Annotated in this window: 29 protein-coding genes; 15 read left to right on the top strand and 14 right to left on the bottom strand. The window is 45.0% G+C overall.

The window, feature by feature from the left end; genetic code table 11:
- The first annotated feature begins 110 nt into the window (after positions 1-110).
- On the top strand, positions 111-857 hold the full coding sequence (locus ACWQAU_RS01930; RefSeq protein ID WP_003641681.1) for a tyrosine-protein phosphatase: 747 nt from the start codon (positions 111-113) through the stop codon (positions 855-857).
- 72 nt (positions 858-929) lie between these two features.
- On the opposite strand, the gene ACWQAU_RS01925 is transcribed toward ACWQAU_RS01930, so the two are convergent.
- Positions 930-2366, bottom strand: coding sequence for a 4-hydroxyphenylacetate 3-hydroxylase N-terminal domain-containing protein (locus tag ACWQAU_RS01925; protein ID WP_003641682.1), 1437 nt, complete (start codon positions 2364-2366; stop codon positions 930-932).
- An 82-nt stretch (positions 2367-2448) separates the two neighbouring features.
- Positions 2449-2898, bottom strand: coding sequence for an ASCH domain-containing protein (locus ACWQAU_RS01920; RefSeq protein ID WP_003646159.1), 450 nt, complete (start codon positions 2896-2898; stop codon positions 2449-2451).
- Positions 2899-3041: 143 nt separating this feature from the next.
- Between ACWQAU_RS01920 and ACWQAU_RS01915 the strand changes: the two genes are divergently transcribed.
- A complete protein-coding gene (locus ACWQAU_RS01915; RefSeq protein ID WP_003641684.1) occupies positions 3042-3710 on the top strand; it encodes a type 1 glutamine amidotransferase in 669 nt (222 codons plus the stop codon).
- 87 nt (positions 3711-3797) lie between these two features.
- Here the strand turns inward: ACWQAU_RS01915 and ACWQAU_RS01910 are convergent, their stop codons facing one another.
- Complete coding sequence (locus ACWQAU_RS01910) at positions 3798-4718, bottom strand: helix-turn-helix transcriptional regulator (protein ID WP_003641685.1); 921 nt, start codon at positions 4716-4718, stop codon at positions 3798-3800.
- Positions 4719-4835: 117 nt separating this feature from the next.
- On the opposite strand from ACWQAU_RS01910, the gene ACWQAU_RS01905 reads away from it, so the two are divergent.
- From ACWQAU_RS01905 to ACWQAU_RS01880, 6 genes are all read left to right on the top strand, one after another.
- Positions 4836-5483 (top strand): FMN-dependent NADH-azoreductase, encoded by a 648-nt coding sequence (locus tag ACWQAU_RS01905; RefSeq protein ID WP_003641686.1) that lies wholly within the window; start codon positions 4836-4838, stop codon positions 5481-5483.
- Between the two features lie 261 nt (positions 5484-5744).
- Positions 5745-7763, top strand: coding sequence for an elongation factor G (locus ACWQAU_RS01900; RefSeq protein WP_003641688.1), 2019 nt, complete (start codon positions 5745-5747; stop codon positions 7761-7763).
- A gap of 17 nt (positions 7764-7780) precedes the next feature.
- Entirely contained in the window at positions 7781-8056 is a 276-nt protein-coding gene (locus tag ACWQAU_RS01895) for a hypothetical protein (protein ID WP_003641689.1), read from the top strand.
- Between the two features lie 29 nt (positions 8057-8085).
- A complete protein-coding gene (locus ACWQAU_RS01890; RefSeq protein WP_003641690.1) occupies positions 8086-8457 on the top strand; it encodes a DUF3658 domain-containing protein in 372 nt (123 codons plus the stop codon).
- A gap of 5 nt (positions 8458-8462) precedes the next feature.
- Positions 8463-9347, top strand: coding sequence for an EamA family transporter (locus ACWQAU_RS01885; RefSeq protein ID WP_003643649.1), 885 nt, complete (start codon positions 8463-8465; stop codon positions 9345-9347).
- Positions 9348-9534: 187 nt separating this feature from the next.
- Complete coding sequence (locus tag ACWQAU_RS01880) at positions 9535-10026, top strand: GNAT family N-acetyltransferase (RefSeq protein WP_003641692.1); 492 nt, start codon at positions 9535-9537, stop codon at positions 10024-10026.
- A gap of 30 nt (positions 10027-10056) precedes the next feature.
- Here ACWQAU_RS01880 and ACWQAU_RS01875 read toward each other — a convergent pair whose 3' ends face one another.
- Together ACWQAU_RS01875 and ACWQAU_RS01870 are read right to left on the bottom strand one after the other, a co-directional pair.
- The gene (locus ACWQAU_RS01875) at positions 10057-10731 is read right to left on the bottom strand and encodes a type 1 glutamine amidotransferase domain-containing protein (protein ID WP_003643650.1); all 675 of its coding nucleotides are present in this window, start codon (positions 10729-10731) and stop codon (positions 10057-10059) included.
- A 37-nt stretch (positions 10732-10768) separates the two neighbouring features.
- Positions 10769-11773 carry an NADP-dependent oxidoreductase gene (locus ACWQAU_RS01870; protein ID WP_003641694.1) on the bottom strand — a complete coding sequence of 335 codons (1005 nt, stop codon included), beginning with the start codon at positions 11771-11773 and terminating at the stop codon, positions 10769-10771.
- A gap of 166 nt (positions 11774-11939) precedes the next feature.
- Between ACWQAU_RS01870 and ACWQAU_RS01865 the strand changes: the two genes are divergently transcribed.
- Positions 11940-12281, top strand: a complete 342-nt coding sequence (locus tag ACWQAU_RS01865; protein ID WP_027821598.1) for an ArsR/SmtB family transcription factor — start codon at positions 11940-11942, stop codon at positions 12279-12281.
- Positions 12282-12433: 152 nt separating this feature from the next.
- On the opposite strand, the gene ACWQAU_RS01860 is transcribed toward ACWQAU_RS01865, so the two are convergent.
- Positions 12434-13768, bottom strand: a complete 1335-nt coding sequence (locus ACWQAU_RS01860) for an MATE family efflux transporter (RefSeq protein WP_003641696.1) — start codon at positions 13766-13768, stop codon at positions 12434-12436.
- A gap of 202 nt (positions 13769-13970) precedes the next feature.
- Positions 13971-14126 (bottom strand): hypothetical protein, encoded by a 156-nt coding sequence (locus ACWQAU_RS01855; protein ID WP_003641697.1) that lies wholly within the window; start codon positions 14124-14126, stop codon positions 13971-13973.
- Positions 14127-15127: 1001 nt separating this feature from the next.
- On the opposite strand from ACWQAU_RS01855, the gene pepI reads away from it, so the two are divergent.
- Positions 15128-16012: a proline iminopeptidase gene (gene pepI / locus ACWQAU_RS01850; protein ID WP_033608020.1), complete on the top strand. Its 885-nt coding sequence runs from the start codon at positions 15128-15130 to the stop codon at positions 16010-16012.
- Between the two features lie 181 nt (positions 16013-16193).
- Here the strand turns inward: pepI and yaaA are convergent, their stop codons facing one another.
- Positions 16194-16940 (bottom strand): peroxide stress protein YaaA, encoded by a 747-nt coding sequence (gene yaaA / locus ACWQAU_RS01845; RefSeq protein WP_003641700.1) that lies wholly within the window; start codon positions 16938-16940, stop codon positions 16194-16196.
- 169 nt (positions 16941-17109) lie between these two features.
- Between yaaA and ACWQAU_RS01840 the strand changes: the two genes are divergently transcribed.
- Positions 17110-17544: a pyridoxamine 5'-phosphate oxidase gene (locus tag ACWQAU_RS01840; RefSeq protein WP_003641701.1), complete on the top strand. Its 435-nt coding sequence runs from the start codon at positions 17110-17112 to the stop codon at positions 17542-17544.
- Positions 17545-17646: 102 nt separating this feature from the next.
- Here ACWQAU_RS01840 and ACWQAU_RS01835 read toward each other — a convergent pair whose 3' ends face one another.
- Entirely contained in the window at positions 17647-19290 is a 1644-nt protein-coding gene (locus tag ACWQAU_RS01835; RefSeq protein WP_027821596.1) for a peptide ABC transporter substrate-binding protein, read from the bottom strand.
- Positions 19291-19958: 668 nt separating this feature from the next.
- On the opposite strand from ACWQAU_RS01835, the gene ACWQAU_RS01830 reads away from it, so the two are divergent.
- The 3 genes from ACWQAU_RS01830 to ACWQAU_RS01820 all read left to right on the top strand — a co-directional run bounded on the left by ACWQAU_RS01830 (position 19959) and on the right by ACWQAU_RS01820 (position 21746).
- Positions 19959-20708 carry a hypothetical protein gene (locus ACWQAU_RS01830; protein WP_027821595.1) on the top strand — a complete coding sequence of 250 codons (750 nt, stop codon included), beginning with the start codon at positions 19959-19961 and terminating at the stop codon, positions 20706-20708.
- 104 nt (positions 20709-20812) lie between these two features.
- The gene (locus ACWQAU_RS01825) at positions 20813-20938 is read left to right on the top strand and encodes a hypothetical protein (protein WP_003641704.1); all 126 of its coding nucleotides are present in this window, start codon (positions 20813-20815) and stop codon (positions 20936-20938) included.
- Positions 20939-20966: 28 nt separating this feature from the next.
- Positions 20967-21746 (top strand): aminoglycoside adenylyltransferase domain-containing protein, encoded by a 780-nt coding sequence (locus ACWQAU_RS01820; RefSeq protein WP_027821594.1) that lies wholly within the window; start codon positions 20967-20969, stop codon positions 21744-21746.
- 67 nt (positions 21747-21813) lie between these two features.
- On the opposite strand, the gene ACWQAU_RS01815 is transcribed toward ACWQAU_RS01820, so the two are convergent.
- Genes ACWQAU_RS01815 through ACWQAU_RS01795 form a run of 5 tightly spaced genes read right to left on the bottom strand, consistent with a single transcriptional unit; the run spans position 21814 to position 25263 of the window.
- Complete coding sequence (locus ACWQAU_RS01815; protein WP_003641706.1) at positions 21814-22047, bottom strand: hypothetical protein; 234 nt, start codon at positions 22045-22047, stop codon at positions 21814-21816.
- A 20-nt stretch (positions 22048-22067) separates the two neighbouring features.
- Complete coding sequence (locus tag ACWQAU_RS01810) at positions 22068-22799, bottom strand: energy-coupling factor ABC transporter ATP-binding protein (protein ID WP_027821593.1); 732 nt, start codon at positions 22797-22799, stop codon at positions 22068-22070.
- Position 22800: 1 nt separating this feature from the next.
- Entirely contained in the window at positions 22801-23622 is an 822-nt protein-coding gene (locus ACWQAU_RS01805; RefSeq protein ID WP_003641708.1) for an energy-coupling factor transporter transmembrane component T, read from the bottom strand.
- On the bottom strand, positions 23597-24583 hold the full coding sequence (cbiM, locus tag ACWQAU_RS01800) for a cobalt transporter CbiM (protein ID WP_003641709.1): 987 nt from the start codon (positions 24581-24583) through the stop codon (positions 23597-23599). The genes ACWQAU_RS01805 and cbiM overlap by 26 nt, the downstream gene beginning before the upstream one ends.
- Positions 24584-24597: 14 nt before the next feature.
- Positions 24598-25263: a Crp/Fnr family transcriptional regulator gene (locus ACWQAU_RS01795; protein WP_003641710.1), complete on the bottom strand. Its 666-nt coding sequence runs from the start codon at positions 25261-25263 to the stop codon at positions 24598-24600.
- Positions 25264-25515: 252 nt separating this feature from the next.
- Between ACWQAU_RS01795 and larA the strand changes: the two genes are divergently transcribed.
- A complete protein-coding gene (gene larA / locus ACWQAU_RS01790) occupies positions 25516-26790 on the top strand; it encodes a nickel-dependent lactate racemase (RefSeq protein ID WP_003641711.1) in 1275 nt (424 codons plus the stop codon).
- Position 26791: the final 1 nt, after the last annotated feature.

The following is a 26791-nucleotide window of genomic DNA, read 5'->3' as shown; positions in this document are numbered from 1 at the left end:
CACCAGATCAGTTAGGTCTGGTGACTAAATGACTTTTTAAATGGCCTTTGACTGAAAATTTAACGGTGACAGTTTACAATTAAGTTATCAATCTAGCTGGGGGCTTGGTCATGGAAGGGATTACTAATTTACGGTCACTAGGTGGTTATCGCAATAAAAATCAGCAAGTAATCAAAGATGGTTTAATTTACCGGTCAGGACAATTGGATCAATTAACACCGGCACAGACGCAGTATCTAGCAACCACGCTTGGCATTACGCGAATCGTGGACATGCGTAGTGCTGATGAGCGTCATCAATTTCCAGATGCGACATGGCCACACGTCCAGTATCACGTGCTGGATGTGCTAGCACAAGTCATGACGAACGACGCAAGTTTACAATCGATGATTAGTAGTACGGGGGCGGTCCATGACCGCATGGTTCAGTTATATGAACAGCTAGTGTTAGATCCTACTGCCCGTCAAAGTTATTGTCAATTTATACAGCTACTACTGGTTCCAGATCAGCCACTACTGTTCCATTGTTTTGCCGGTAAGGATCGCACCGGCGTCGGGGCCGCCTTATTTCTAAAAATTTTGGGTATTAGTGACGAGCAAATCATGGCTGACTATCTGCTCACAAATCAAGCACGTGCGGCTGCTAATCAACAAATCTTGGCGACGATGGCGTCGCAATTATCTGATGAGCAACAACGGGCCGTGAACCAGGCATTATTAGTAGACGCTGATTACCTGAGCCATTACTTTGAAGTCATCAAAGCCCGGTACGACACATTTTCAAATTACTTGCAGACGGGTCTAGGGCTGACCTCAGCGGAATGTCAACAGTTACGCGAATTATATTTGACTAAATAGTCAATAATATAAAGGCGCAAAAAATCACACCAATACTCACTTAAGGACTAACCTGGGTATTGGTGTGATTACTTATTCATGGGTGTTTGCGTTGTCCGCTGACAATAGTCGGTCAATCATCTGATTGCCAGCCTGTAAATCGGCGCGTTGATAATGTTGGGCACGAATACGCATTGGATCACCACCATGATAGTATTCGTACATCAATTGGCGCTGACCAAAGCCAGAACTTGTTAAATCGAAGGCTAAGTTCAACAAGCGCGTGCGGGTTTTAGCGGTGGCTCGGTCCGTCGTGAGTGCCTGGTTGAGGATTGTCGCATTATCGCCGTCAAATTCCGCAAAACTTGGCACGCCAACCATGGAACCGGCCGCTAAGTGTTGAGTCACGCGCAAGGCCTCGTCATAGTATTCGGGAAGGGTCGAGCGAACCGCTTGCAAAGCTTGGAGACTGGGCGTATAGATACCGAATTCGTCCAGATGACCGTTGTCTTCTGAACGGGTGATGGTACCCTTGATGAGTTCCAGATTAGCGGTTAACCGACCGAGTTTTTCTTGGACACCTAAGAAACCATCTAATCCTAAGATATGAGCAATCCGAAGCGCTAAACTGGTTGCTAACTCAAGCTTAGTAATACCTCGAACCTCATCTTGATGGGAAGTGTGGCTAAACATGCCTGAATCGATGAAGAAACGATTACTCATTTCAACATTATTTTCAACAAATACTTTTGACCACGGAATAAAGGCGTGATCAAAGACAATGTAGGCGTCAATCTCATCAAGGGCGTTGCTGAGTGGGTAATCCGTAATGGAAGCGGTGGGATGATCTAATAATTTGCGACAAATGATCTTGACGCCCGGATTATTGAGTGGCGTAGCAAAGGCGACAGCATAACTACTATCGCCGTTTTCTAACAACAGTTCCGGCGGATTAAAAATCAGGAGGTCATCAGCAATTGGGGCCATCGTATTGACCATTTTGGCACCAGAAACGAAGATTCCATCTTGATTACGTTCAATGGTATGAACACCCGCGTATCCAGACGGAATGGCATTGATGGCTTTTTGACGGTTGAGTTGTGGGTTTTGAAGCGCATGGCTAATGAAGATATCGTTAGCTTTGACCTCCTTAGCGTAATTGCGGGCATTAGCTGCAAAATCAGTATATTGATTTTGCCCGAGGAAGGCAGCGCGTTCTGCTAAGACGGCCATCCCAGTATTAAGAAAATCCGGTGTGCGGCCTAACATGCCGCTGTTACTTTGCGCAATTTCTTGATAAGCACGGTGCTTTTGTTGTAAATCAGCGACGGTGCGTGGCACTTTGAAAGCAATATCGTAGCGGTGACCATTTTCCTGATAAGTATGTACTTCGGGATGGTTGTGTTGCAGGTCATAGTACTGATTATTGAGTGCTAAAGTTTTACGAAAAATGGGCACATCGGCGACATTGACGCGGTGACCATTTAGATAGACCGCGCGCCCGTCATTGAGTTGTTCGATAGTATGCATGTGTCGTTCCCCCTAATGAAAGTTCTATTCCAATATACCACTAATGGAAGCGAATTCACCAGTGCTGATTGGAACGCTATTTTTAGTGAACGGGATAAACGACGTGGAAGCGTTCCAGAACCATTTGTGCAGTATGGGGATCAAAGCGCTGATGCTCGCTTTGGTACTCCTGCTTGAAGAAGGCATCATGAACACGGCGCCAATAGGCATAAGTACGATCGCCTTCACCTTCTAAGTAAGCGTGGGTTGCATCGATGTCCAAGTAAGGCGTAATCATGACTTGATCGGTCCGGGTCACACAGACAGGCTGATTATGAGCATCTAAGATGACGTCATAAGCGCCCACTTTTGGCAGTGGTTCATCAGTTTCGTATAGGTCATAAGCGCTGGTGGTAGCCGTTTTTGTGCCAGTTAGTACGAGCTGTGCAAGTTTATCAGGATCGCTGCCAAACTGATAAGCACTTTGTAATGGGGTACTTTGTGTCAATTTGAGCGTCGTTTTAGCTTGTTCGAAAAAAGATTGGACGTCCATTATTATCACCTCTAAATTATGATCGGTTTTAAGTTTAACATAAGCGCCCATGGCTCAAGTAATTAGCGTGGTATAATGACTCTATCTTGGGTAATTGCAGGCGATACCCAGACCAAACATTGCCGTTGTGGAAAGGACTAATCATGCGAATTAATGTGTTGCAACATACCCCCAATGAGGGCCCTGGAATGATTGCTGATTGGGCGCATGCCCATGGTCATACCATGTATGTCTATCACCCGTATCAATTCGGTGTTCTCCCAACGGCGGATGAGACGGAGATGCTTGTTATCCTCGGCGGACCGATGAGTCCCAACGATACGCTGCCATGGATCAAGCAGGAACGAGACTTGATTCAACAATTATTGGACCGCGATATCCCAATGTTTGGTGCGTGTTACGGCGCGCAACAAATTGCGAAGACCTTAGGATACCCAGTCACTAAGGCGCCAGCTAAGGAAGTAGGTTGGGCACCGATTTACCGACAGAGTCCCGTGATTCCGGGGATTCCAGCAAAACTGTCGGTCTTGCATTGGCACGAGGAGATGTTCACCGTTCCAGCCGAAGCAACGCTGTTGTTCTCTAGTGATCGTGTGACCAATCAGGGCTTCGTATGGAAGCATCGGGTAGTGGGGTTACAATTTCACTTTGAGCCGGCTGCGGACAATGTTCGTGAGATGGTCGTCAATGATTATCGGTATATTGCGGGGTCGGTCCTAAACCAAACAGCAGCAGAAATTTTACAAACGCCGGTACCACGAGAGAATCAACAAGTTCTGAATGCAATTTTGAATTATATTACGGCTGAATAAAGCAGTTAAGAAGAGAATAATCAGGTTAGTAAAAATGTCGGTAGTCCTTGACGGGGCTACCGACATTTTTGTTCAGAAAACCAAACGTTAATAGAAATCTTGAATTTGCTGCAGTTCTTGCAGATAGGCAGTTTTTAACGCTTCCGGATAAATAATTCTAACGTTGCGGCCAAGTCCCAGTAAATAGTCGACCATATAGGCTAATTCATCTTGATTATAACCACCAATGAGATAATCTTGGTCGTTCTGATGTGTTAAGTGCATATTAGGATAATTATTCTTTTGTACATGTTCACGGCCTAGAGGTGTTAGTGCACATTTATAACGTATATTGTGATGATGGTGATCGTAGGACCGTTGCCGTTGCGCGAGCTGTTTCCAAGTATACCGAGCTGGTTGCTCACTGGTTTGAAATGCTTTGATCGTATCACAGCGATAGATGCCCCAAGCATTGTTATCGAGATTGACGCCACTGAAAAACCAAATGCCATGCCGATATAATAAATCAAAAATCTGAAACCCAGCTGTCACAGTAGTCATCGTTAACTGGACAACATTTTCATCAAGGATAGCCGTTAATAAATCACTTAAATGGGTTGGGGCATCCAAGTTAGGAATTGAGTAGTAGTTAACCACACGTTGCAATTTGGCGACCTGGCGCTGGTTGCTTAAAGATAGTGTTGCCATGAGTTTTTTGTAAATTGTATGGTAGGACTTTTCAAAGGGGGTCGCCGACAATAAACTGAGTGCTTTGAGCGCAAAAAAGAGCGCATTAATTTCCTGGCTGTTTAATAAGATGGGTACCCATAGTTGTTGTTGCATGATTTGGTAGCCACCGTAACGTCCCGGTTCAACGTAAATGGACAAACCAAGTTGTTCTAACGAGTTAACGTCGCGCAAGGCGGTCCGTTTGGAGATATTGAATTCTTGCATGAGTTCTTTGATGTGGAATTCTTGTCGGTAACTGAGAAAGATCAATTCTTGATTAAGACGTTCAGAGCGGTTCATATAAATAACTCCTAAAAATGATTTTAATGGTGACATGGATTGGCACCTTTCGACTGTAGTATATAACTGTTGTCAAAAACAACCAATAAATAGATTATTAATTAAGGAGATATTTAAATGACTAAGACTTTGATTGTTAATGCACATCCCGATTTTCGTAATGCGGCGCACTACTCAGTTCAACTAGAACAAGCTTTTTTGCAACTTTTTCAGACTCGCTTTCCTAATGATACTGTGGATGTGATCAATTTGTATGATACGGTGATTCCCCAAGCAACGGTACCTGAATTGCTGGGAATCTGGGAAAAGCAAGCGCAACATGTAAATTTATCGATTGAGGAACAACGCCTGTTTGCAATCAAGCAGCAACTCCTACAACAGTTTAAAGCTCATCATCGGATTGTGATTGCGATGCCGTTGCATAATTTCAACGTGCCGGCACGGTTAAAGGACTATATCGATAATATCTTAGTTGCCAGGGAGACTTTTCGTTATACCGAAAATGGATCAGTGGGTTTGATGACCGATAATTATCGTGTCATGTTACTGCAGGCCAGTGGGTCAATCTATACTCGTAATGACCGTTATACACCCATGGAATTTTCTCGGCTGTATCTTGACAAGATGTTTACTGAAATTATGGGGTTTGATCGGTTTGAGATTGTCCGTGCACAAGGACTGCAAACGAACGGGGTGGCGGTATCACAGGCATTAAAGCAAGCTAAAATGGACCTGAAGGCAGCTTTTGAGCGTTTTTATGATTAAGTCTGAAAATGATTTTAAGGTATCGGTAGTTGTAGGCTACGGATACCCTTTTTGCGATACTGCACGGGAAATGGGTCACCACTACTTTAAAGTGATCGCAACTATGGAAAGTAACTAGCCTGATTTTGGTGATTAACATTGGACTAAAACACGCCAAAATTCATGCATATTTAACGTTAGTGGCAGACCTTTACTAGCCGTTCAGTGCTGAGAACCGGTATACTGGAAGCAGTGATTCACTAATCGTGAAGGGAGCCCAATATGAAACGGATTGTAGCGGGAATTATTGCCCACGTCGATGCCGGTAAAACGACGCTGTCAGAAGCATTACTATACCGGTCTGGCGCGCTACGGCAATTAGGGCGCGTCGATAATGGCGATGCTTTTTTAGATACGGATGTGCTTGAAAAACAGCGTGGTATTACGATTTTTTCACACCAAGCTAATTTACAATATAAAGACATTAATTTAACACTCTTGGATACCCCGGGCCACGTCGATTTTGCGACCCAGACTGAACAAGTACTGTCGGTTTTGGACGTCGCAATTTTAGTCGTTTCAGCGACTGATGGTGTGCAGGGGTACACGCGGACGTTATGGCGATTATTAGCCCGTTATGACGTTCCTACCATTCTGTTTGTAAATAAGATGGATGCGCCGGGGACGGATAGCGACCAATTGATACAACAAATTCAACAGACATTATCGCCTGGTTGTGTGGCGTTTAACACGCCGGGAGCCGGGGACACGTTGGAAGATCGGCCAGTCATACCGACTGCGGCAGTTGAAGATATTGCGATGCAAAATGACGAAGTGTTAACGGATTACTTAGAAACAGGGACGTTAAGTGATGCCACGATTCGGCAGATGATTCAACGGCGGGAAGTTTTTCCGTGTTATTTTGGCGCGGCACTTAAGCTGGACGGGGTTGATGCGCTAATGGCTGGTCTTGATTATTGGACGACGCCACAATTAACGCGTCCTGAATTTGGCGCGCGGGTGTTCAAGATTACGCATGATGATCAAGGTGAACGGCTTACTTGGATTCGGATGACCGGTGGCACCTTACGACCTAAAGATATCGTGTATGATGACCAAAAAGTCAATCAGTTACGGGTTTACAACGGGACTAAGTATGCGACCACGTCCGCGCTGACGGCAGGATCCGTTGGTGCCATTACCGGTCTAACGGGAACGCGGCCGGGGCAAGGATTGGGACAGGCAGCAACTAGTCTACAACCCGTCATGCAGCCCGTACTGACTTACGCACTTGATCCTCAGCGTGAGGAGTTACACACCTGCTTAGCAGTCTTGCGTCAACTTGAAGATGAGGATCCACAATTACACGTGACTTGGTCAGAACCACTTCAGGAATTGCGAGTACAGGTCATGGGAACGATTCAACTGGAAGTTTTGCAACAAATCTTGCAGGATCGTTTTCAACTGACTGTAAAGTTTGGAACGGGGAGTATCTTGTATCAAGAGACGATTACCCAAGCTGTTGAAGGTGTTGGGCATTTTGAACCGTTACGACACTACGCGGAAGTACATTTGTTGCTGACGCCCGCACCGCGGGGAAGTGGGCTTCAATTTACGACCGATTGTTCATTGGAAGTGCTTGGCCGAAATTGGCAACACCAAGTCGTGTCAAACCTACAAGCCAAAACACAAGCGGGTGTCCTGATTGGCGCACCACTAACGGATGTTAAGGTAACACTGGTTAGTGGTCGGGCTAGCAATGTTCATTCGGTTGGTGGTGACTTTCGTGAAGCGACGTGGCGCGCGTTGCGTCAAGGCTTGATGATGTTAAAACAACGTGGTGATTGTCAGTTGTTGGAGCCGTGGTATCGGTTCCGTCTAGAAGTTGGTCAGGAACAAGTTGGCCGGGCGATGACTGATATTCAGCGGATGAATGGTCAGTTTGACGCACCAGTCGCTAATACAAGCGTAGCCACGGACGGGACTGACTTGACGACAATTACGGGAACGGCGCCAGTAGCAGCGATGCAGGACTATTCACAGACGGTTCGAGCTTACACGCATGGGCAGGGGCAATTGGAATGTATCGTGGATGGCTATCGGCCGTGTCATAACGAGATGGCTGTTGTCGATAAGGCCAAATATGTCCCCACAGCAGATTTAGAAAATACACCGGACTCGGTCTTTTGCGCACATGGTGCGGGTTATCCGGTAGCTTGGAATCAAGTGCCAGAGATGGCGCACGTCCCGTACGTTTATTCGAATACGGAATTGGCACATTTTAAGGCGCCATCAAAATAGAAATTGAGGAAAGTCAGATGATGGATGTGACGTTTAATTCGACGTTCGCGGTAACCTTGCAACATGAGTTGCACCAGCCAGTATTGAGTTTGCCATTGTCGTTACAAATCGGTGATTTAACTCGATTGACAACTGATGATCCAGCACAGCTTGCTATCATGTCACACAGTACCGATGCCACGGTTGTCAAGCAAGCGTTGGTAATATTAAAGTCTCAAGTTGAGCAGGGGGGCGTGCTACGAGTATGGTGGTCTACCATGCCCGATGATTCGACTGGTTGTGTCAGCAGTTAGCAGACACAGACGCGCAATTGAGACAAGTGATGGTACCGCTAAGTCAAGTGATAACTCGGCCAGGTCTAGCTTTACAGACTTTGTCGGATTTATCGGAAGTATTGCCAGCGGATATTGCGCATTACTTACAGTTGGCACAAGACGTTTCTGAGGACGAACAGCGTGCTCATAGTTATGAATGGCAAGCGCTCGTGGTAGAAAATGAGCCGTTACGGGTCAATCTTAACGGGCACTTAGTCAGTGCCCCAGAGGACTTTTATGACAGCTTGTTAGAACGCCAAATACAACCGGGACGCCCAATTGTGCAAATTATTGGTGAGATGCTGATGCGCTACTCACTGGGCTTGCCAGACTGGTGGTATCGTGCCCGGCTCCAACATATCTTGTCAACGAGAGGATGATTAATGTGAAGAAAATTGCGCCCCTGTTCGTTGGCTTAGGGGCCATTAGTTTTGGAATTCCGGCGTCACTATTTAAAATTGCGCGTCGGCAGGGGGTTGTCAATGGCCCATTGCTATTCTGGTCCTTTCTGAGTGCGGTTGTGATTTTAGGTGTGATTCAAATTTTACGCCGTGCACGTTTGCGTAATCAGCAAACGAATTGGAAGCAAATCGGACTGGTAATTTCGGCTGGAACGGCTTCGGGATTTACTAACACCTTTTACATACAGGCGTTAAAGCTTATCCCAGTTGCTGTGGCCGCGGTAATGTTGATGCAGGCGGTCTGGTTATCAACATTACTAGGAGCAGTGATTCATCATCGGCGTCCCTCCCGACTGCAAGTGGTTAGCATTATTTTGGTATTGATAGGCACGATTTTAGCTGCTGGTCTGTTTCCAATTACGCAGGCGCTCTCGCCGTGGGGCTTGATATTAAGTTTTTTAGCGGCATGCTCGTATGCTTGCACGATGCAGTTTACGGCTAGCTTAGGCAATAACTTAGACCCGTTATCGAAAACATGGTTACTGTGTTTGGGCGCTTTCATACTCATTGCTATCGTGTGGTCACCGCAATTAGTTACGGCACCCACCACGCCAGCAACAGTCGGCTGGGGAGTACTGATTGCACTATTCTCAATGGTTTTCCCACTGGTTATGTATTCATTGTTTATGCCGTACTTAGAGCTTGGCATTGGCCCAATCCTTTCTTCTTTAGAATTACCAGCCTCGATTGTTGTTGCATTTGTACTGCTTGATGAAACTATTGATTGGGTGCAAATGGTTGGCGTGGTCATTATTATTACGGCCGTAATTCTGCCAAACGTGTTAAATATGCGACGAGTTCGGCCATAGTTCAGGTCAATACCAAACTCAAAATGAACATGTTGTACTGGATTCATTTTTGTACTGTGTTTTTTGTTTCACGTGAAACATTCATCTAATTGATGCTCTTTATGAATAGTTGGTGGATACCTTATTTATATAAATGATTAAATGTGCCTCACTTAGGGACAACTTGAATTGAAAGGTGGTCAGGCTGATGGCACTAACCTATCGGATCGTCCGCGCTGAAGCAGACAGTGATTTTGGAAAAATTCGACAGTTATATTATGAGACCTGGCAATCAGCATATCGTGATTTGATGCCTGCAAGTTATTTACAGCAATTGACGCCAGCAACTTGGCGGCCGGAACGGCGGTGGCAAAATATGTTGCTGGCAATGACGGCTGATGGTGAAGTTGTGGGTGTTTGCACATTTGGTCCGGCCAGACATGCGAACTATGAGGGGTGGGGCGAACTGTATTCGCTATATGTTCACCCGAACTATCATCATCATGGCATTGGTCAGCAATTAATAATCCAGGCCCACCGTCGCTTAAAGGCGGTCTATCCACAGAATTATCTACTTGTTCTGGCAAATAATGCTGTGGCCCAGCGTTTTTATCAACGTAATGGATTTCACGACACTGGTCAGATTTATGTCGATCATGCGCCGTTTGGTGTTTTGCATGAGCGGATTTTTGAAGATTAACGCAAAAAAACGAGCCTTGTGCTCGTTTTTTTATAGTTTAGCAATCAATTGGCGTGCGACCGCGCGTGCTGAGAACGGATTTTGACCAGTGATCAATTGGCCGTCAGTAATTGCATATTCGCGATAAAATCGATGCTGACTAAAGATAGCACCGTGAGCAGTAGCTCGTTCACGGTTAAGGAACGGGACGATCCGTTTTTTGCCGGCAATCAGCTCTTCAGTTGCGGTAAAGCCCGTAATGGTTTTGCCAGCAATCAAGTATTGGCCCGTTTGGTCTTTGATGTTTAGGAGGCCAGCAATTCCGTGACAAACGGAGGTCACATATCCACCATGTTGATAAATGGCCAGTGCGATGGCTTGTAACTCAGGGTTGTCCGGAAAGTCCCACATCACACCGTGGCCCCCGGTATAGTAAATAGCAGTGTAATCATCGGGATCGACCTGACTAGGCTTGAGCGTGTTCTTAAGGGCCCGATTAATGAAGTCAGAATCTTCATACACGGCCATTGTGGCGGCATCGGTATATTTCATACTACGCGGGTCAAGGGGCACGAAGCCACCATTAGGACTAACATAGTCAACGGCAATTTGGGCTTGCTGCATTTCATCGACGAACTCAGCGGCTTCACCTAACCAAAGACCAGTCGGCTCATTAGTTCCTTGGTAACGAGTGATATTGGTTTCGACAATTAAAACTTTTTTCATTGATCATGACTCCTTAAAAAGATTGATTTGAAGTTAGCTAATTAGGTTGAATACTGATAATGATTTTACCGGTAGCATGACCGGAATGCGAGTATTCTAACGCGTCGTTGATGTCGGTGAGGGGGATAATCCGATCAATAACTGGCTTAATAACGTCCTGTTCAATTAGTTGTCGCAGGCGTACAAGTTGCTGGCCACTAGGTTGCATGAACAGAAACGAATAGGTAGCTTGGGCTTGTTGTTCCAGTTGACTCAGTTTCCGCGTTGCTAGACCCAATAACCATTGTTTCCATATTGGCAGTCCGTAATCCTTACCAAAACGCGCGTTTGGCAGTCCGGCAATGCTGACAATCTGACCGCCTGGTTTGATAATCTGAAAAGCGGCCTCGAGGGATTGCCCGCCACGAGTATCTAATACGGCATCGTAATGGGATAATACATCAGTAAAGTCTTGCTGATGATAGTCAATGATTTTATCAGCACCTAGTGATTGAACGAGGTCAAAATGTTTCGCACTGGTAGTGGTTGCGACGTAAGCGCCGAGATATTTGGCCAGTTGAATGGCAATAATCCCAATACCACCCGAACCGCCGGGAATGAAAACCTTCTGTCCCGGCTGGATGTTCATTATATCGTGTAGTGCTTGGTAACTGGTTAAACCTACTAATGGAATTGCAGCGGCTTCTTCAAAATTGAGATTGGCTGGTTTCAGTGCGATGGCTTGATGATCAATGGCGATAAATTCAGCAAAGGTTCCTATTCGATCTTTGGGTGCGCGACCGTAAACAGCATCACCAACTTTAAAGCCCGGTACTTGGTCGCCAACGGCAGTAATTACACCGGCAAAGTCACTGCCCATAATTAGTGGCATGGTGTATTGTAGTAACAATCTTAGATCGCCATCTTTGGTTTTCAAATCGATTGGGTTGACACTGGCGGCAACGATTTTGACGAGAACATCGGTGGGAGCTATTGTCGGAACAGGGACTTCTGTCACCATGGGGGTTATTTGCTTGTATTTAGTAATAATGGCAGCTTTCATAGTGGACTCCTAACATATTGGTTTAAATGTTTAACATCTTGAACAAACAATGCTGTTGATTCTAGTCGCTTACTTACAAAAAGTCAACGATTAATTCTTGACTTTCAATTTTAGCAAGCGTTAAATGGTTTAAGAATACGAACCGTAATTGGAAAGGTGTGATTTTTTGGCAGAACGAACGATGGCAATATTTAAGAAGGGTGTTCCGATTTTTACAATTCTTCAAGACGAAAATCGGCAACGAATTTTGGTGATGCTGTGCCGGACTGATCAGATGACGGTTAACCAAATTACAGCGCAAATCGCCTTATCACGGCCGGCCGTATCGCACCATTTGAAGTTGATGCTGGATGCCGGCATTTTAGCGGTTAGCAAAACAGGTACTGAACGTTATTACCGCGCTAACATGACGGCGACTCTAAAACTATTGAAGGCACTCACTGCGTCATTAGAAGCCGATTTAGCCCATACTCAGTCTGTAGACGAACAAAAAAATGAATCAGAGTGAAAAAAGCTGGTACTTTTGGAATGACGCCTCTCATTCCAAAAGTACCAGCTTTTAGTTCACTTATGCATTTCAGCGCACTGAATCACCAGTACTTGAAATGGATGGCGCCATTTAATGATTATCAGTGAGCTAACGACATGATATCGTTATTATTAATTTGAGGATGGCACTTGAATATCTTTGAAGGTGTGCCGATAAAGTAACCAGCCAAGTAAGCACGTTAAGACATCAGCGACCGCTTGAGCCCAAATAATACCAGTTAGTCCAAAGAACTGTGCCAGAATAACGATGGCGATACCTAGTAAGATTGCTTGCCGCGAAAGAGCCATGGCTAGGGCACTCAAACCCGCACCGACTGATTGAAAGACGGTCGTGAACACGAGGATGAAACCCACTAATGGTGTCGTAATCAACATCGCTCGCAACATCTGTGTACCCATAGTGACAATGGCTGGTTGATTCATAAATAGTTTAATAAGTTGAGGCGCAAAAATCATTAGAATAATCGCACAAATGGTTGCGTAGCCACCCTCGACTTTTAAATCGAAGCGCAACGTTGCCCGTAGTCTTTGCCAATTTTTAGCACCGTACGTGTAACCAACTAAAGGCTGGGCCCCAAAAGCAAAGCCGACCATGACCATCATAACGACCATGTAAACTTTTTGAACGATTCCCATGGCCGCCACGGCTTGGGCGCCGTATGCGGCTAAGTAGCTGTTTAAGATCATCATGCCAAAACTCTGGGTTAGGTTAGTCAGTGAGGCTGGGATTCCAACTGCGACAACGGCTTTAAGGGTCGGTCGCGAGATATGGGCTAACTTTGGTGCTAAGGAAAGCGTTTTGGCTCGGCGCATAAAAAAGACTAACAGACTGGTGTTGACCGCGTACCCCAAAACGTTGGCAAAAGCAACGCCCGAAGCACCCCAGTGAAAGCCAAATAAGAATAAGGGATCGAGAATAATGGTCAGAACCGTCCCACTGATGGTCGCAATCATGGAAAGTTGTGCCAGGCCCTCCGTTCGGATAATGTTACCGGGAACCAGTGAAACGATGATAAAGGTTGATCCTAATACCAATATACGATAGAAGTCCGCAATGTAGGGACGGGTAGCTGCAGTAGCACCTAGCAAGCCTAAAATTGGTTGTTCGAATAGTAATAATAAGGCTGTCAGTACTAAGCTAAGCGCGATCGCAATGTAAAAACAAAAGCTACTGATACGTGCACTTTGGTGATAATCATGACGGCCAAGGACTCTTGAAATAACGGCACTCCCACCGAGGCCAAAAATATCACCAACTGCTAACATAAACGAAAATAGCGGACTGCCGAGGGCAATACCAGCAACTAAATCAGCATTACCAGTTTGAGCAACAAAAAATGTATCTGCTAAGTTATAAATCATGCTGGCAACCATGCCAAGAACCACAGGAAAGGCTAAATGGAAATACGCTTTGGGAATCGGGGCCTTCTCAAATAAATCATTCATAAAAATAAGTCACTCCTTCTCTGAACGGTCGGTCGAAGCGTGACTAGACGAACAGAAAGATAATATAAGTTAATGATACGCTTGACTGTCAAGCTGCTCAATGCACCAAACTGATAAGGACGGTCAGCTAAAGGAACGACAAAAAAAGCATTGCCCAGTGTTTCAGCGGCAATGCTAAAAATTAACGTGAATTTTTAAGAGATTAACGTAAGTCGATTTGGTGAAGGTTAGCCGGCATCTGACCAACATGATGGCCGACCGTTCCTGCGTGCATCGCTTGTGCGCCATTGATAAAGTGCACACCAGTGGCTGCAATTAATCCCATTCCTAATACTGTAATAATACTTAATACCATCATTATTCACCCGTTTCTGATTATTTCTGCACTTCTATTGTAGCGCTTACATCACCATTGTCATTTGAGTTGTATTAGAATGGAATTAAGTTTTTCACTTTTTCAGGTGGACATTAGTATTGGGATGGAATAAGTACGCATTGTGCGAGTTAATTTGTCATCGATTATGATTAAAACGTGCCATTTTTTAAATTCAAAAGCAGCCAGCTTAGGTTCGCTGGGAACAGTTCGAGTTAGCGTAAACTTGCTTAGAGTGCGCGTCCTACACCGACCTCCAGGCATTTCTGCCAATTGCCGGAACGTGGTGGGCACAGATTTGAGCCGAAAACCCACGTCTCAAATACTGGCCTTTCACTAACCAAGCACAGGACGCTTGCTAAGTGAAATTTCACCACTGGGCATTGTCAGAAACGCCTTCCAGTCGGGACAGTATTCGAATGGCAGACAGTAAGGGACCTAACTTTTGTTGGACTCATCATTGTTCTTCATAAACAGCAATTTTGTCGAGCAGCTGTCAGGTAGAAAATGACATTGTGATAGCTCACTATTTCGGAATCGCCATAGTAATAATCGAACGTCTCAACAAAGTGGTTAATGTAACCCTAACGTTTCTTTTAAGGTTCCATCATCAAAATAGTCAGCGACCAATTGTACCAAGTTAAGTGGCTGTTCATCAGCCATTCGAGCGGCTTACCGACTGGAGGAGCTGGGTGACAATGCTCAGTAGCCAAATTATTCTTAGTCGGAAGTGGGTTGCTTCCGGCTTAGAATAAGACTCGTATTTGAGACTGGGCGGGTTGTGCACGGGCTCTAATCGACGTCGGCTTACGTTCCAGCAATTGTCACCCAGCCCCGGAGGTCGGAATCGGACGCGCATTGCTGACGAACAGGAATCCATCTGTTTGGCACGTTTTAATCAAGGCTAATGCTAAATAGCGGCTAGCATAACGCATAACGCATAACGCGTAACAAGTAAAAAATTAGTAACGAAAGTGAGTGATATTTTGGACGTGCAAGAAGGATACATGCCATTTAATGGTTATCAGACGTATTATCGAATCGTAGGGGATCGGCAATCAAATAAGACACCGTTAGTTTTGCTACATGGTGGTCCAGGATCAACGCATAATTACTTTGAAGGATTTGATGACCTGGCCGTTCAAACGGGACGACCAATCGTCATGTATGATCAATTAGGCTGTGGGCGTTCATCGATACCTGATGACGATCAATTATGGCAAGCCGCAACGTGGGTGGCAGAGTTACAGGCGTTACGTACGTATTTAGACTTACCCGAGATTCACTTACTAGGGCAGTCCTGGGGTGGTATGCTAGCTATTATTTATGGTTGTGACTATCGACCACAGGGGATTAAAAGTTTGATTTTAGCCAGTACCTTGTCTTCAGCCCGACTGTGGGCTCAGGAACAGCATCGGATGATTCGGTTAATGTCCCCAGCGGATCAGTCGGCTATTGCGACAGCAGAACGGTTACAGGATTTCACAGGTGCTGCCTACCTGACTGCTAATCAACATTTTATGACGCAACATGCGTCGGGCCCGATTACTGCTGATGATCCTGAATTCCTACGGCGATCAAAACGGGTGGGGACCACGGCTTATAATGTAGCGTGGGGTCCCAATGAATATAATCCGACTGGTACGTTGGCGGATTATGAGTATACCGACCGATTACAGTATTTGCAGATGCCAACTTTAGTCACCAGTGGAACGGATGATTTGTGTACGCCATTAGTCGCTAAGACCATGGTCGGCCAGTTACCTCATGCGACTTGGACGTTATTTCCCCGTAGCCGTCACATGGCGTTTATCGATGAAAACACGACCTATATGACGCGATTGCGTCACTGGCTAGCAGCCCATGATTAGAGAAATGAGCGTAATCATTTCCCGGGAAATAATTTGCTGAATAGCTAGATTGAGAAGTTTATCGGCGTGATCTGATTTTGTTTGGCTGTCACTATAATGATTATTAAAAGGTTTAAAGTAGACCAAAGCGCCTGTGGAAGTTAGCCTTCTGCGGGCGCTTTGGTGATTGCTGTGATGATGTTTAATGTTGATAGATAAAGACGAATCGATTGGCCGTCGAGCGCTTCTCGTCAAATTGATAATCGGGATGGTCAAATGTGCGAATGGCCGTCACATCATCGATTTGATGTTCAGCCAAAAAACGGACCATGGCCCCACGTGCCATCTTAGCTAATGTGGCTTTAGTCTTGAGTTTGCCGTCGATAAGGCTTGCAAAGACAATATCAATCATTGATTGATGCGGAGCCAGATAAGGTGCAATGGTCTTAGCATATTCTTGAGAAGCAAGATTGATAATTGGTTCTGGCCGCGGAGTCAGTGCCTGATAGAGGCGGTCGCCCCAAAACGCATAGAGGTTCTTGGCTTGACCAACAGCCAACCGTGCTTGCATTTCTAACCGATAAGGAACGATACCATCAAACGGTCGGAGAATGCCATAAAAGCCTGACAAGATTCGTAAGTTTGCCTGAATATAGTCAAGGGCTGGTTGGGTAAAGACGTCCGGGGCCATGTAACGGTACTGAATACCGCTGTAACTGAGAATAGCGGGAGTCAGATTGCGGGTCAGGTCAATTTTTTGAAGCCAATCATAATTAGGTTGGGCTAGTTTGTCACTGCAATGCCATAAGGTCTTGGCCTCAGGATAGGTGAGGTGTTGCAGTTGAGCCAGTAATTGTTGCGTCTGATCAAGATAGATTGGTTCAGTTAGGGCTGGAAAGGCATCTTGGTCGATAATCATTTTTTTCGCAGGTGCAATGATGATTTTCATAAGGTCACTACTTTCGAAGCGTTCAGTTTATAAATAATGTTGATAGCATTTAAAGCAAAAACTAAGCTATAGAAATATGATAGCACATTAGACAAACGTACGTTCCTAAAACTATCAATTGCGGTATAATGAAATTATGATACTAATTGAGTAAAAGGAGTTTGTCGGTATGGATATTTCACTATTAAAACAAGTGGTTCAATCAACTAATAAGATTGCCCTCAGCACGGCCGTCAATAATGAAGCAGATGTTAAAATTGTTAACTTTGTCTGGTACGAAGCACAACCAGATACGCTATACTTCTCATCAGTTAAGACAAGTCCCGCTTTGAAGGTTTATGACCAGAATCCGGATATTGCATTCATTACGATTCCTAATGATGGAACAGCGGGCAATCCATATCTACGAGCCCAACACGTTAAGTTACAACGGTCAACTAAGACGATGACTGACTTGCTACCCCAATATTTAGAAACAGTTCCGAATTATCAACAAGTCTGGGATGCTATTGGATCGACACTCGTTGTTTTTGAATTAAAACTAACTGATCTTTTTGTTGACGCGGGTGTTGGTGGCGAGAAGCAAACACTGACTTTTAATTAACACTGGATTCCTATACTAAAAGCGTTTCAAGGCCGGCTTAGGTTAAGCTACGGTCTTGAAACGCTTTTTGGTCGGGTAATTTTAGGAGCAACATATGAGGCGTTATTTCACATATGCGGTCCGATAATTGGCGGCACCGCTGAAATTATTATAGATGACGCCCTTTAAGTGCGACTTAACGAGCAGATGGGAACGGCCTTCGTAGAGTGGGGTCACGGCCTGATCAGTTAGCGCCGTTTTAGCGGCTTGAACTAAGTCTTGATAGCGCTTGGTCGCGTTCAAAGCATCTGGACCATCAGCGGCTTGCATTGCCTGGTCGTAAGCCTTGCTTTGATAGTGGCCCATGTTGGAGTTGCTGTCGCCAGTCAAAATTGTTAATGATTGTGAAGGGTCGGCAAAATCCATACTCCAGCTAGTTAAATTAAGCTGGAAGGCTCCCTTGGAAACTTTACCTAGCATTGCGGTAAATGGCATTGCCTTGATTGTTACCTTTAGTCCGGGGAGGTGACTGGTTAATTGTCCCTGGATGAATTCAGCGACCTGATGTGAGTTGTCATCATCACCACAAGTAATCGTTAACGTTAGCGATTTTTTGCCCAATTGTCGTTGTGCTTTATGATAGGCGGCTCGAGCCTGGTTGAGATTATAATTAACAGTACCATCAACGGTCGCATCATTGACAAAATCGGTACCAGTTTTAGGATTCTTAGCCATATTGCGCACACCAAAGCTTTTGGCTGGAAGCGAACCATTTTCTAGAACTTTGTTGGTCAGTTGCGACCGGTTGATTGCTAAGGATAAAGCGGTGCGGAGTTCACGGTTGGCTGCTACATGGTTATGGTGATTGTATTGAATAAAGCTGATTTGACCACCCGCAAGTGTTTTGAGTTCTTGATTATTTTTATTCTGGACACTCTGCTCGCCATTAAGTGTCACACTATCTAACTTATTAGATTGATATAAATTATAGGCAGTCGTATTGGACTTAATAACCTGATAATTGATTTGGTGCAGTTTCACCAGTTTGTGATCGTAATAAGCTGGATTTTTCTTTAAGGTCCACGTATTATTAGTCCCGGTCCAGCCAGTAAGCGTAAATGGCCCGTTGTAGACGGTCGTCGCGGCCGAAGTCCCGTACTTCTTCCCGTATTTGTTAACAGCAGGTTGATTGACCGGATAAAAGGTCGAAACAGCTAAAATCTTTTTAAAGTAGGCGACAGGTTTGCTTAACGTGATTGTTAATTGATAGTCACCATTAGCTTTGACACCAAGGGTTGATGGCTTTTTCTTGCCGGCTGCAATGGCGTCAGCATTTTTAATGTTCGTGAAGACATAGGTGAATTCAGATTTACTTTTTGGATCAAGAGTTCGTCTCCATGAATAGACAAAATCGTGAGCGGTCACCCTGTTACCGTTACTCCAGCGCGCATCGTGGCGTAATTGAATGATATAGGTATGACCACCATTGGTAACAGTTGTCTTAGTAGCCAAAGCGTTGACGGGTTGGCTCTGACTGTTCAGCCGATAGAGCCCCTCGTCAACTTGGGTGACTTGGCTATTAGAAACGCTGTCCGTCATTTTAGCGGGATCTAAGCTCATAATTTCTGAGCCAGCTGATAGGTTGATAACTTGTGATTGTTTAGTCGTAGCTGGGTGTGAGTGGGCGTTGACGGTAAAGCCGATGCCGCCAATAATGGCCACGCTGCCGATTGTTAAAATTAATTTGTGTGTTCCGGATAAACTCATAATTAAATCCTCCAAAAGTATAATTGTATTTGGTTAGTTTGATCCATGAGTTTTGCCATCGTTTCGTGACCATTTATTTCACCCCGTTTTTATCGTCAAAAAAACCGTCCTTATCCAGCCAATGCTGTGTTAAGGACGATTTGATAACCGCGGTGCCACCTTAATTGAGTGTTCGCCAATTTAGTGATTAAATCACGCGTACACTCCTACTCCATAGGAAACTAACATTTCCCTGACAACTGACGTATGTCGCACGTCTTTCCGTACTCTCAACTGACGTTAATTTCGGCAAAGCCCTCGGTGGTCCATTTAATTACCTGCGTTCGGCCATACTCTCAGCAACGATGACTCTCTGTGCGGGCACGATAATCTTGATCTCCACCTCATTGGTTTATAAGGACGATATTTTGTTGAAGTGAGTATACCGCTTTTGAAAATCAGTTGTCAAGAGCTGGAAAAATATTGTTCAACTATAAATTTAGTCAAACAGAAAACGATGTTCGTAAATAAACCGAGGATTAATATAGTGTCGAGTGGCATTGATTGCGTGGTTTTTAATAACGGCTGCAAGCATTAATTACTTTCATTATGCGCGAATAAAAATTATAATGACATCAATAATGTAAACGGGTTCAATATTGCGGTGACAAGATTAAGGAGGGCTAAACATGAGCTTTAGAGTTGTAGCCGGTTATTTCGGTGAATTTAGTGATGAAGCGAAGCGGGCCAATCAAGACTTAGGTGTAATCGGCATGTCGTTTCAGTATCAATGTAATCTCGTTTATCCAGAAGGGGCGGGGCCAAACTTTGGTTTTCGAACCGACGCGCAAGCGATTGATGTGTTCGATGCGTTAAAAGTTGGTTACGATGGTTTCAAAGTGCAAGCTGGCCTGATTAAGGCGATGGGACTAGTTGATTATCAATTGGTTGGTGGTCGTTACGAACTAGTCGGCCATGATTTCCGGGAATTACCTTTAGCTGAGATCAATGCGAACTTGGAAGCGATGCCCGGACTTTTGGCTCAGGGACCGATGCCGGTTCGATATGTGACTTATCGTCGGACGGATGACCCTATCGACGCGGTTGGCTTTAGTGGCAACTGGGCACTAGGAGATAGCGGTGGCTTTCGACAGTTAAGTGAGACGTTGGCAGAACCAATGCAAGCACCAGTGGCGGCGCTAATTAAGGCAATTGATCAACTTGGTTTAACGTTACAACAAATTAATCTACCCACACCGCAAAGTTCAACGGCTTTGCCGACACATTTGAGTGATGATGTTCATCAAGCGAACGTTGACGTGTGGGTGGTGTTAACACAACCACAAGGTGACGAGCAGCAAGTTTTGCAGACCATTCATAACGCTCAAGAGTGTAATGAAAAATTGTGCGAAGCGCTGACTCGTGTTTATTTGAAGTAGGATGTTTCACGTGAAACAACTGGCACTTGGCAGTCCGTTATTTTCTTTAGTGCGTTGTATGATATGATACGCACGAACCGTAACACATCTTCACGGGAGAAAATATGTTATTAGAAACTTATCAGCATCGCTCATTTATCAAACAAACTGGCAATATTTCTATCGAACGTGATTGGGAAAAACTTTTCGACGAAGCGTGGTTGATTAAGCATCTTCGTGGCTATCGCTAAGCTCAAGACTTAGAGGGGGAGTGGTTTGATGATGACATCGACACCACGGTTATTACAAGCCATTCAACAAACGACCACCGCAATTTTAAAAACAAACCTTGTTGGTATTTACCTGCATGGATCCTATGTTTTAGGCTCATATAACGAACAGGTGAGCGATTTAGACTATCTGATCGTTGCTCGGCGTCCGTTAACATTAGCTGAAAAACGGCAGTTAATGACAGCTACCATAACGCAATTGTGGCCATTAGCGCCACACAAGGGATTGGAGTTTCACGTGCTGTTACTGAGTGCAACTCAGCATTTTGCGCATCCTTGCCCATTCGATTTTCATTTTTCAAAATACCATTATGAGCATTATCAACAGGCACCGCTGGCCTACCTAAAGACGATGCACGGTACTGATCCTGATCTTACTGCCCACTTAACAATTCTCCAAGCAGCGGGACAAGTCTTGCTTGGACCAGCCATTACAACGGTCTTTGGCCCCATTCCTGCGGTGGCCTACTGGGACAGTATCAAGTCTGATATCGCGAATGCTGAAACGGCGATCGTTCAGTTACCAATGTATACGGTATTAAACCTTTGTCGAGTTCGCGCTTACCAGCAAGATCAGTTAATTATTTCTAAGCAGGCCGGGGGTGAATGGGGGTTACAACAGCTGCCAACACAGTGGTATCCGTTGATCAGGCAGGCGTTAGCAGCCTATGCTGGTCAACAGGACGAACAGGTTATACGATGGTCACGTCCAAACTTAGTGGCGTTTGCACGAATCATGTTAGCCGAGTTGGGCTTAAAATCAGAATAGTTTGTGAGTTTAACAAAAAATGCTTACTGGCGATCATCCACCAGTAAGCATTTTTGTCACCACCAACTTAAAGTCGGCTGTTATAAATCAAGAAACTAATGTAGCAGTTATCGCCATCAGGTAAATCATAGCCAGTGTTTTCGTTGCTACCGTCATTTTCGTGTAAAACAACGAATTCACCAGAACCATAATCTTGGTCGTTTAAATACTTCACTAAACGTTCATCACATTCAGCTAAAGTCTTACCGGTCACAACGCGCCGGTTCCAACCACGATGGATCTCAGTATTTGGATTAAGCATCTCTTCTCAACTCCTCTTAATTATAAAGTCATCAATTGCGCTTGCCGAGCGGGTTGCTGATCAAGATCAGCGCGCGTTAGGTCAGCGTCGACTTGGTGGGTACTGTTAAAAATAATGAAACGTTCACCAACGGCTTGGACTTGCTGGTAGTTATGGCTTGCCATGATGATAGTTTTGCCGGCAGCTTGTAGCCGTTGCAGTAGGGTTAGCATTTGCTGCTGAGCGGCAATTGTTAAGCCGTTCAGCGGTTCATCTAACAATAAAATTTCAGGGTTCAAGGCGAGAACGCTGGCTAGTGCCACGCGCTTCTTTTCACCACCTGAAAGTTGGTAAGGGACCCGGTCTGCTAAGTTAGCACAGTCCGTTAATTGTAAGCAGTCGGCGACGCGTTGCGCAACCATGGCTGCTGATAAACCGAGTTGTCGGGGACCGAAAGCGACTTCCTCAGTGACCGACGTGTTGAATAGTTGAACATCAGTATTTTGAAAGACCATGCCGATTTGCTGATGAAGTTGTTGTCGATTTTGGGCATCAGCGAGATAAGTGGTCGTAATCGGCTGATCGTGAAACTGATAAGTGCCACTAGTTGGACTAGCTAATCCACTCAATAGTCGTAAAAGGGTCGATTTACCAGATCCATTGGGCCCCATTAGACAGACAAAGTCGCCTGAGTTGACCGTTAAGCTGAGGTCCTTCAAGCCACACGTATCAGGATAATCATAGCAAATATTCACCAATTTAATCAATACCACGTTAATGCCTCCAAAAAATAAATAATATCCAGACAATAATCGCTGGGCTCAGGGCAAGATAATCGCGCCAATGGGTACGACGCCCGGTTGAGCGCGCGTAATGACCATTGAACCCGCGTGCTTCCATGGCAGCGTATAGTTCTAGCGCATAAGTGTAACTTTTAAGATATAAATTACCAAATAATGCGCCGATTAAACGGTATGGATGAGCCGTTGGGGCGACCGTCCGCAATTCTAGTGCTTCCATCGTCAGCAATAGATGTTGGCCGAGCATTCGTAAGTACGTGATGGCAATGGCCAAAGTCATAATTAATAGATCAGGGCAATGGAGTGCCTTCAAGCCAGCCAATAAATCTTGAAACGGCGTGGTTAGACGGTAATATTGAGCGTTTGCCAGCATTAGACTGGTTTTAAGGCCAAAGAATAATAACGTGGTGGGACCGGCTAACCAGTAGCTCGGTAATACGAACAGCATGGCCATCCCAACACTGATTAGCCAGCTTCCCATAAAACGGCGCAGTTGGCGTGGAGGTAACCATAATAATTGGCACCCAACTAATAGTGCTAGGCCCCATAACAGAATGAGATTATTACTTAAAGCAATTAAAATGACGAGCAACAGGAGCTGAATTAATTTGAATTGCGGTGCAACGCGCCAATGAGACGTTGCCGTGACTGGCGCTGGCTGTGCTAGTCGACTGAGTAATTGGCGTAGGTGACGCTGATTACGTTGCCAAAATTTCGCTTTAATAGCAGGTGTTGGCGTGGTGGTCGTAGTTTGCAGCCAAGCTGGAATATCAGTGTTGGGACGTGTCGGTTTCATGTTGAAGACCTCGAATCAAAAGTAAGAAAATCAAAACAGCGGTAATGGCCGATAAAATATAACCCACACTGACCGGTAAGCCCGCGATGGCGTAATCACTGAACAGGGCCTGAAAATGGAACCCGTGGACCATTCCTTGAGGCGCGTGAGTACTGATATGTTGTTGCGCTAGCCGTTGCTGTAATTCTTGGGGGCTCCATTCGCCCCAAGCCGTATTGCTAGCCAACAAGCCTAATGGTGATAACACCGCTAATCCGAGTAGCAGTGCGATCCACGGCCGCTGATTGCGCCGAGTGGGTGTCTGATAGAGGTTAGTCGGTGCGACTCGTTTTACAAATTGAAAGACAAGCAGTGTGAAGACGACTTCGACCCAGCCGGCGACTAATAAGTGAGCCGTCAACATTGCGGGTATCGTAATGTTGAGGCCGTATGGGCAGTAGAGCGGCGCACCACTTGCCGTATGAGCCAGTATGGGTTGTAACCCGAGCTCGATACCAGCAACTAGCGCCGCCATATTAATGCCTAAGTAAGCACCAATTGCGAGCCCCAACTTTTCATGGTGCCATTTTTGACCTAGGCGATAGCAGGCGTAGCCGACAAACGGCATAATGACCGCCATATTCAACGCGTTAGCGCCAAAGGCTAGGATACCGCCATCACCGAATAATAAGGCTTGTAGTAGTAACGTCACGGTCAGCGCAAGACACGCCGCCCATGGGCCAATCAAGACAGCTAACAGGGTTCCCCCGACAGCGTGAGCCGTGGTCCCACCTGGAATCGGCAAGTTGAACATCATAATTAAAAAAGCCAATGAAGCGGCGATGCCGAGCATTGGCAGGGTTTCATGATGTTTTTTGATTTGAACTTTAACTTTTAAAACGGCGACGGTCCAGACGGGAGCCATCGCGGTGACCAACGTTCCGCAAGTTGCGGGACTTAAATAATTATCCGGAATATGCACGGATGAGCACCTCACTAATTTGCAATTTGATCTAAGAGGTAACTAACATCTTGAATAATAAATTTGTGATTTTTGACCGTAATGACGCCGTCTGTTCGTAATTCCTTGAGCATCCGGTTGACACTGCTCCGGGAGCTGATACCACAGAAACCGGCAATGTCGTCATTGGTGACCACAAAGTCAATCAGAATCCCTTCGTTAACTTTTCGTCCGAACAAATCAACAAGACTATAGATAAAGGCACAAATGGCCCCTTTTTTACCGTTCATGACCATCCGTTGCAGTCGAAGAATGTTTTCGGACAACTTTTTACGGTAATAATTTTTAACGTAGTTTTGCAGTTCAGGCGTGCTGTTGACGTACTTCCAAAAAGCGACCCGGTTGACCTGATAAAAAGTGGCGTATTCGGACTCAATACGGACGTTAAACGGTTGATCCGTAGAACGAGAAACTTCATCACGCAGCAGGGAGATCACGTCGGGCTTGGCAATATAAGATAAATTATATTCGCGACCGTCTTGTAAAATAATGCTGTTTTTGATGATGCCGTCCTTTAAGACGTACGTATAGTGTTCGGCTAAACCATGATAGGTCAGGTAAGTATGCCGCTTTTTTTTGATTGTCGGCACGTGATGGGCTTCCAAATAACTTAGTAAATATTCAATATCAGTTAATACCATCTTAGTTTTTCAGTTCTTTCGTGAATAATTTTTAAGGTTGAGGTCAGTAAAAATAGCGATTCTCAACAGTAATCACGACGATAACGCTACTTAAGCATAGCGGTTTTCATGATTGTGACAATCGCATTTAAAGTATACATTTGTTAACTATTTTTGAAAACTTAAAATGTAACGGACAAGTTATCCGTCTTCTAGTATAACAAAACGTGCATGTAAAAATTAGTTTTTAGAGAAAGAGGATGGCTAAAAGTCATGGTTGCAATTGATTTACCATATGACAAGCGCACAATTACGGCTCAGATTGATGATGAAAATTACGCCGGTAAGTTAGTGTCGCAAGCTGCAACATATCATAACAAATTATCAGAACAGGAAACGGTCGAGAAGTCGCTGGATAATCCAATCGGCTCCGATAAGCTGGAGGAACTTGCTCGTGGGAAGCACAATATTGTGATTATTAGTTCCGATCACACGCGCCCAGTTCCTTCACATATTATCACCCCGATCCTATTGCGGCGGTTACGGTCAGTGGCGCCCGATGCACGGATTCGGATCCTCGTAGCTACTGGTTTCCATCGGCCATCAACCCACGAAGAATTGGTGAATAAGTATGGTGAAGACATCGTCAATAACGAAGAAATCGTGATGCATGTCTCAACCGATGACAGTAGTATGGTCAAGATTGGCCAATTACCATCTGGCGGCGATTGCATTATTAATAAGGTCGCTGCTGAAGCAGATTTGCTAATCTCCGAAGGCTTTATCGAATCACATTTCTTTGCTGGTTTTTCAGGTGGTCGGAAGTCCGTTTTACCTGGGATTGCTTCATACAAGACGATTATGGCGAACCATTCCGGCGAATTTATTAACTCACCGAAGGCCCGGACCGGTAATTTAATGCATAATCCGATTCATAAGGATATGGTGTACGCTGCTCGGACCGCTAAACTTGCCTTTATTATCAATGTTGTTTTAGACGAAGATAAAAAAATCATTGGGTCATTTGCCGGTGACATGGAAGCCGCCCATAAAGTGGGCTGTGACTTTGTCAAAGAACTTTCTAGTGTACCAGCCATTGATTGTGACATTGCGATTTCGACGAATGGTGGTTATCCGCTTGATCAAAATATTTATCAGGCCGTTAAAGGAATGACCGCTGCTGAAGCAACAAACAAAGAAGGCGGCACGATTATTATGGTTGCCGGTGCTCGTGATGGTCACGGTGGTGAAGGGTTTTATCACAACTTAGCTGACGTTGATGATCCTAAGGAATTCCTGGACCAAGCAATCAACACGCCACGGCTTAAAACTATTCCTGACCAATGGACGGCCCAAATCTTTGCTCGAATCTTAGTTCATCATCACGTGATTTTTGTGTCAGACCTCGTTGATCCTGATTTGATTACGAATATGCATATGGAACTGGCCAAGACGTTAGATGAAGCCATGGAAAAGGCCTATGCGCGCGAGGGTCAAGCCGCTAAAGTGACGGTTATTCCTGATGGTTTAGGCGTTATTGTGAAGTAGT

The organism is Lactiplantibacillus sp. 3062 (genome assembly GCF_055413545.1).
This window is presented reverse-complemented; position numbering and strand designations above follow the sequence as displayed.

Bases quoted from the DNA above. Each gene is read 5' to 3' on its own strand.
- ACWQAU_RS01820 (WP_027821594.1), top strand. From the start codon at position 20,967: ATGATGACATCGACACCACGGTTATTACAAGCCATTCAACAAACGACC.
- ACWQAU_RS01905 (WP_003641686.1), top strand. From the start codon at position 4,836: ATGACTAAGACTTTGATTGTTAATGCACATCCCGATTTTCGTAATGCG.
- ACWQAU_RS01795 (WP_003641710.1), bottom strand. From the start codon at position 25,263: ATGGTATTAACTGATATTGAATATTTACTAAGTTATTTGGAAGCCCAT.
- ACWQAU_RS01920 (WP_003646159.1), bottom strand. From the start codon at position 2,898: ATGGACGTCCAATCTTTTTTCGAACAAGCTAAAACGACGCTCAAATTG.
- ACWQAU_RS01815 (WP_003641706.1), bottom strand. From the start codon at position 22,047: ATGCTTAATCCAAATACTGAGATCCATCGTGGTTGGAACCGGCGCGTT.
- ACWQAU_RS01925 (WP_003641682.1), bottom strand. From the start codon at position 2,366: ATGCATACTATCGAACAACTCAATGACGGGCGCGCGGTCTATCTAAAT.
- ACWQAU_RS01875 (WP_003643650.1), bottom strand. From the start codon at position 10,731: ATGAAAAAAGTTTTAATTGTCGAAACCAATATCACTCGTTACCAAGGA.
- ACWQAU_RS01895 (WP_003641689.1), top strand. From the start codon at position 7,781: ATGATGGATGTGACGTTTAATTCGACGTTCGCGGTAACCTTGCAACAT.
- ACWQAU_RS01880 (WP_003641692.1), top strand. From the start codon at position 9,535: ATGGCACTAACCTATCGGATCGTCCGCGCTGAAGCAGACAGTGATTTT.
- ACWQAU_RS01930 (WP_003641681.1), top strand. From the start codon at position 111: ATGGAAGGGATTACTAATTTACGGTCACTAGGTGGTTATCGCAATAAA.
- yaaA (WP_003641700.1), bottom strand. From the start codon at position 16,940: ATGAAAATCATCATTGCACCTGCGAAAAAAATGATTATCGACCAAGAT.
- ACWQAU_RS01910 (WP_003641685.1), bottom strand. From the start codon at position 4,718: ATGAACCGCTCTGAACGTCTTAATCAAGAATTGATCTTTCTCAGTTAC.
- ACWQAU_RS01860 (WP_003641696.1), bottom strand. From the start codon at position 13,768: ATGAATGATTTATTTGAGAAGGCCCCGATTCCCAAAGCGTATTTCCAT.
- ACWQAU_RS01835 (WP_027821596.1), bottom strand. From the start codon at position 19,290: ATGAGTTTATCCGGAACACACAAATTAATTTTAACAATCGGCAGCGTG.
- ACWQAU_RS01825 (WP_003641704.1), top strand. From the start codon at position 20,813: ATGTTATTAGAAACTTATCAGCATCGCTCATTTATCAAACAAACTGGC.
- ACWQAU_RS01805 (WP_003641708.1), bottom strand. From the start codon at position 23,622: ATGAAACCGACACGTCCCAACACTGATATTCCAGCTTGGCTGCAAACT.
- ACWQAU_RS01870 (WP_003641694.1), bottom strand. From the start codon at position 11,773: ATGAAAGCTGCCATTATTACTAAATACAAGCAAATAACCCCCATGGTG.
- ACWQAU_RS01855 (WP_003641697.1), bottom strand. From the start codon at position 14,126: ATGATGGTATTAAGTATTATTACAGTATTAGGAATGGGATTAATTGCA.
- ACWQAU_RS01890 (WP_003641690.1), top strand. From the start codon at position 8,086: ATGGTACCGCTAAGTCAAGTGATAACTCGGCCAGGTCTAGCTTTACAG.
- ACWQAU_RS01900 (WP_003641688.1), top strand. From the start codon at position 5,745: ATGAAACGGATTGTAGCGGGAATTATTGCCCACGTCGATGCCGGTAAA.
- larA (WP_003641711.1), top strand. From the start codon at position 25,516: ATGGTTGCAATTGATTTACCATATGACAAGCGCACAATTACGGCTCAG.
- ACWQAU_RS01830 (WP_027821595.1), top strand. From the start codon at position 19,959: ATGAGCTTTAGAGTTGTAGCCGGTTATTTCGGTGAATTTAGTGATGAA.
- ACWQAU_RS01915 (WP_003641684.1), top strand. From the start codon at position 3,042: ATGCGAATTAATGTGTTGCAACATACCCCCAATGAGGGCCCTGGAATG.
- ACWQAU_RS01840 (WP_003641701.1), top strand. From the start codon at position 17,110: ATGGATATTTCACTATTAAAACAAGTGGTTCAATCAACTAATAAGATT.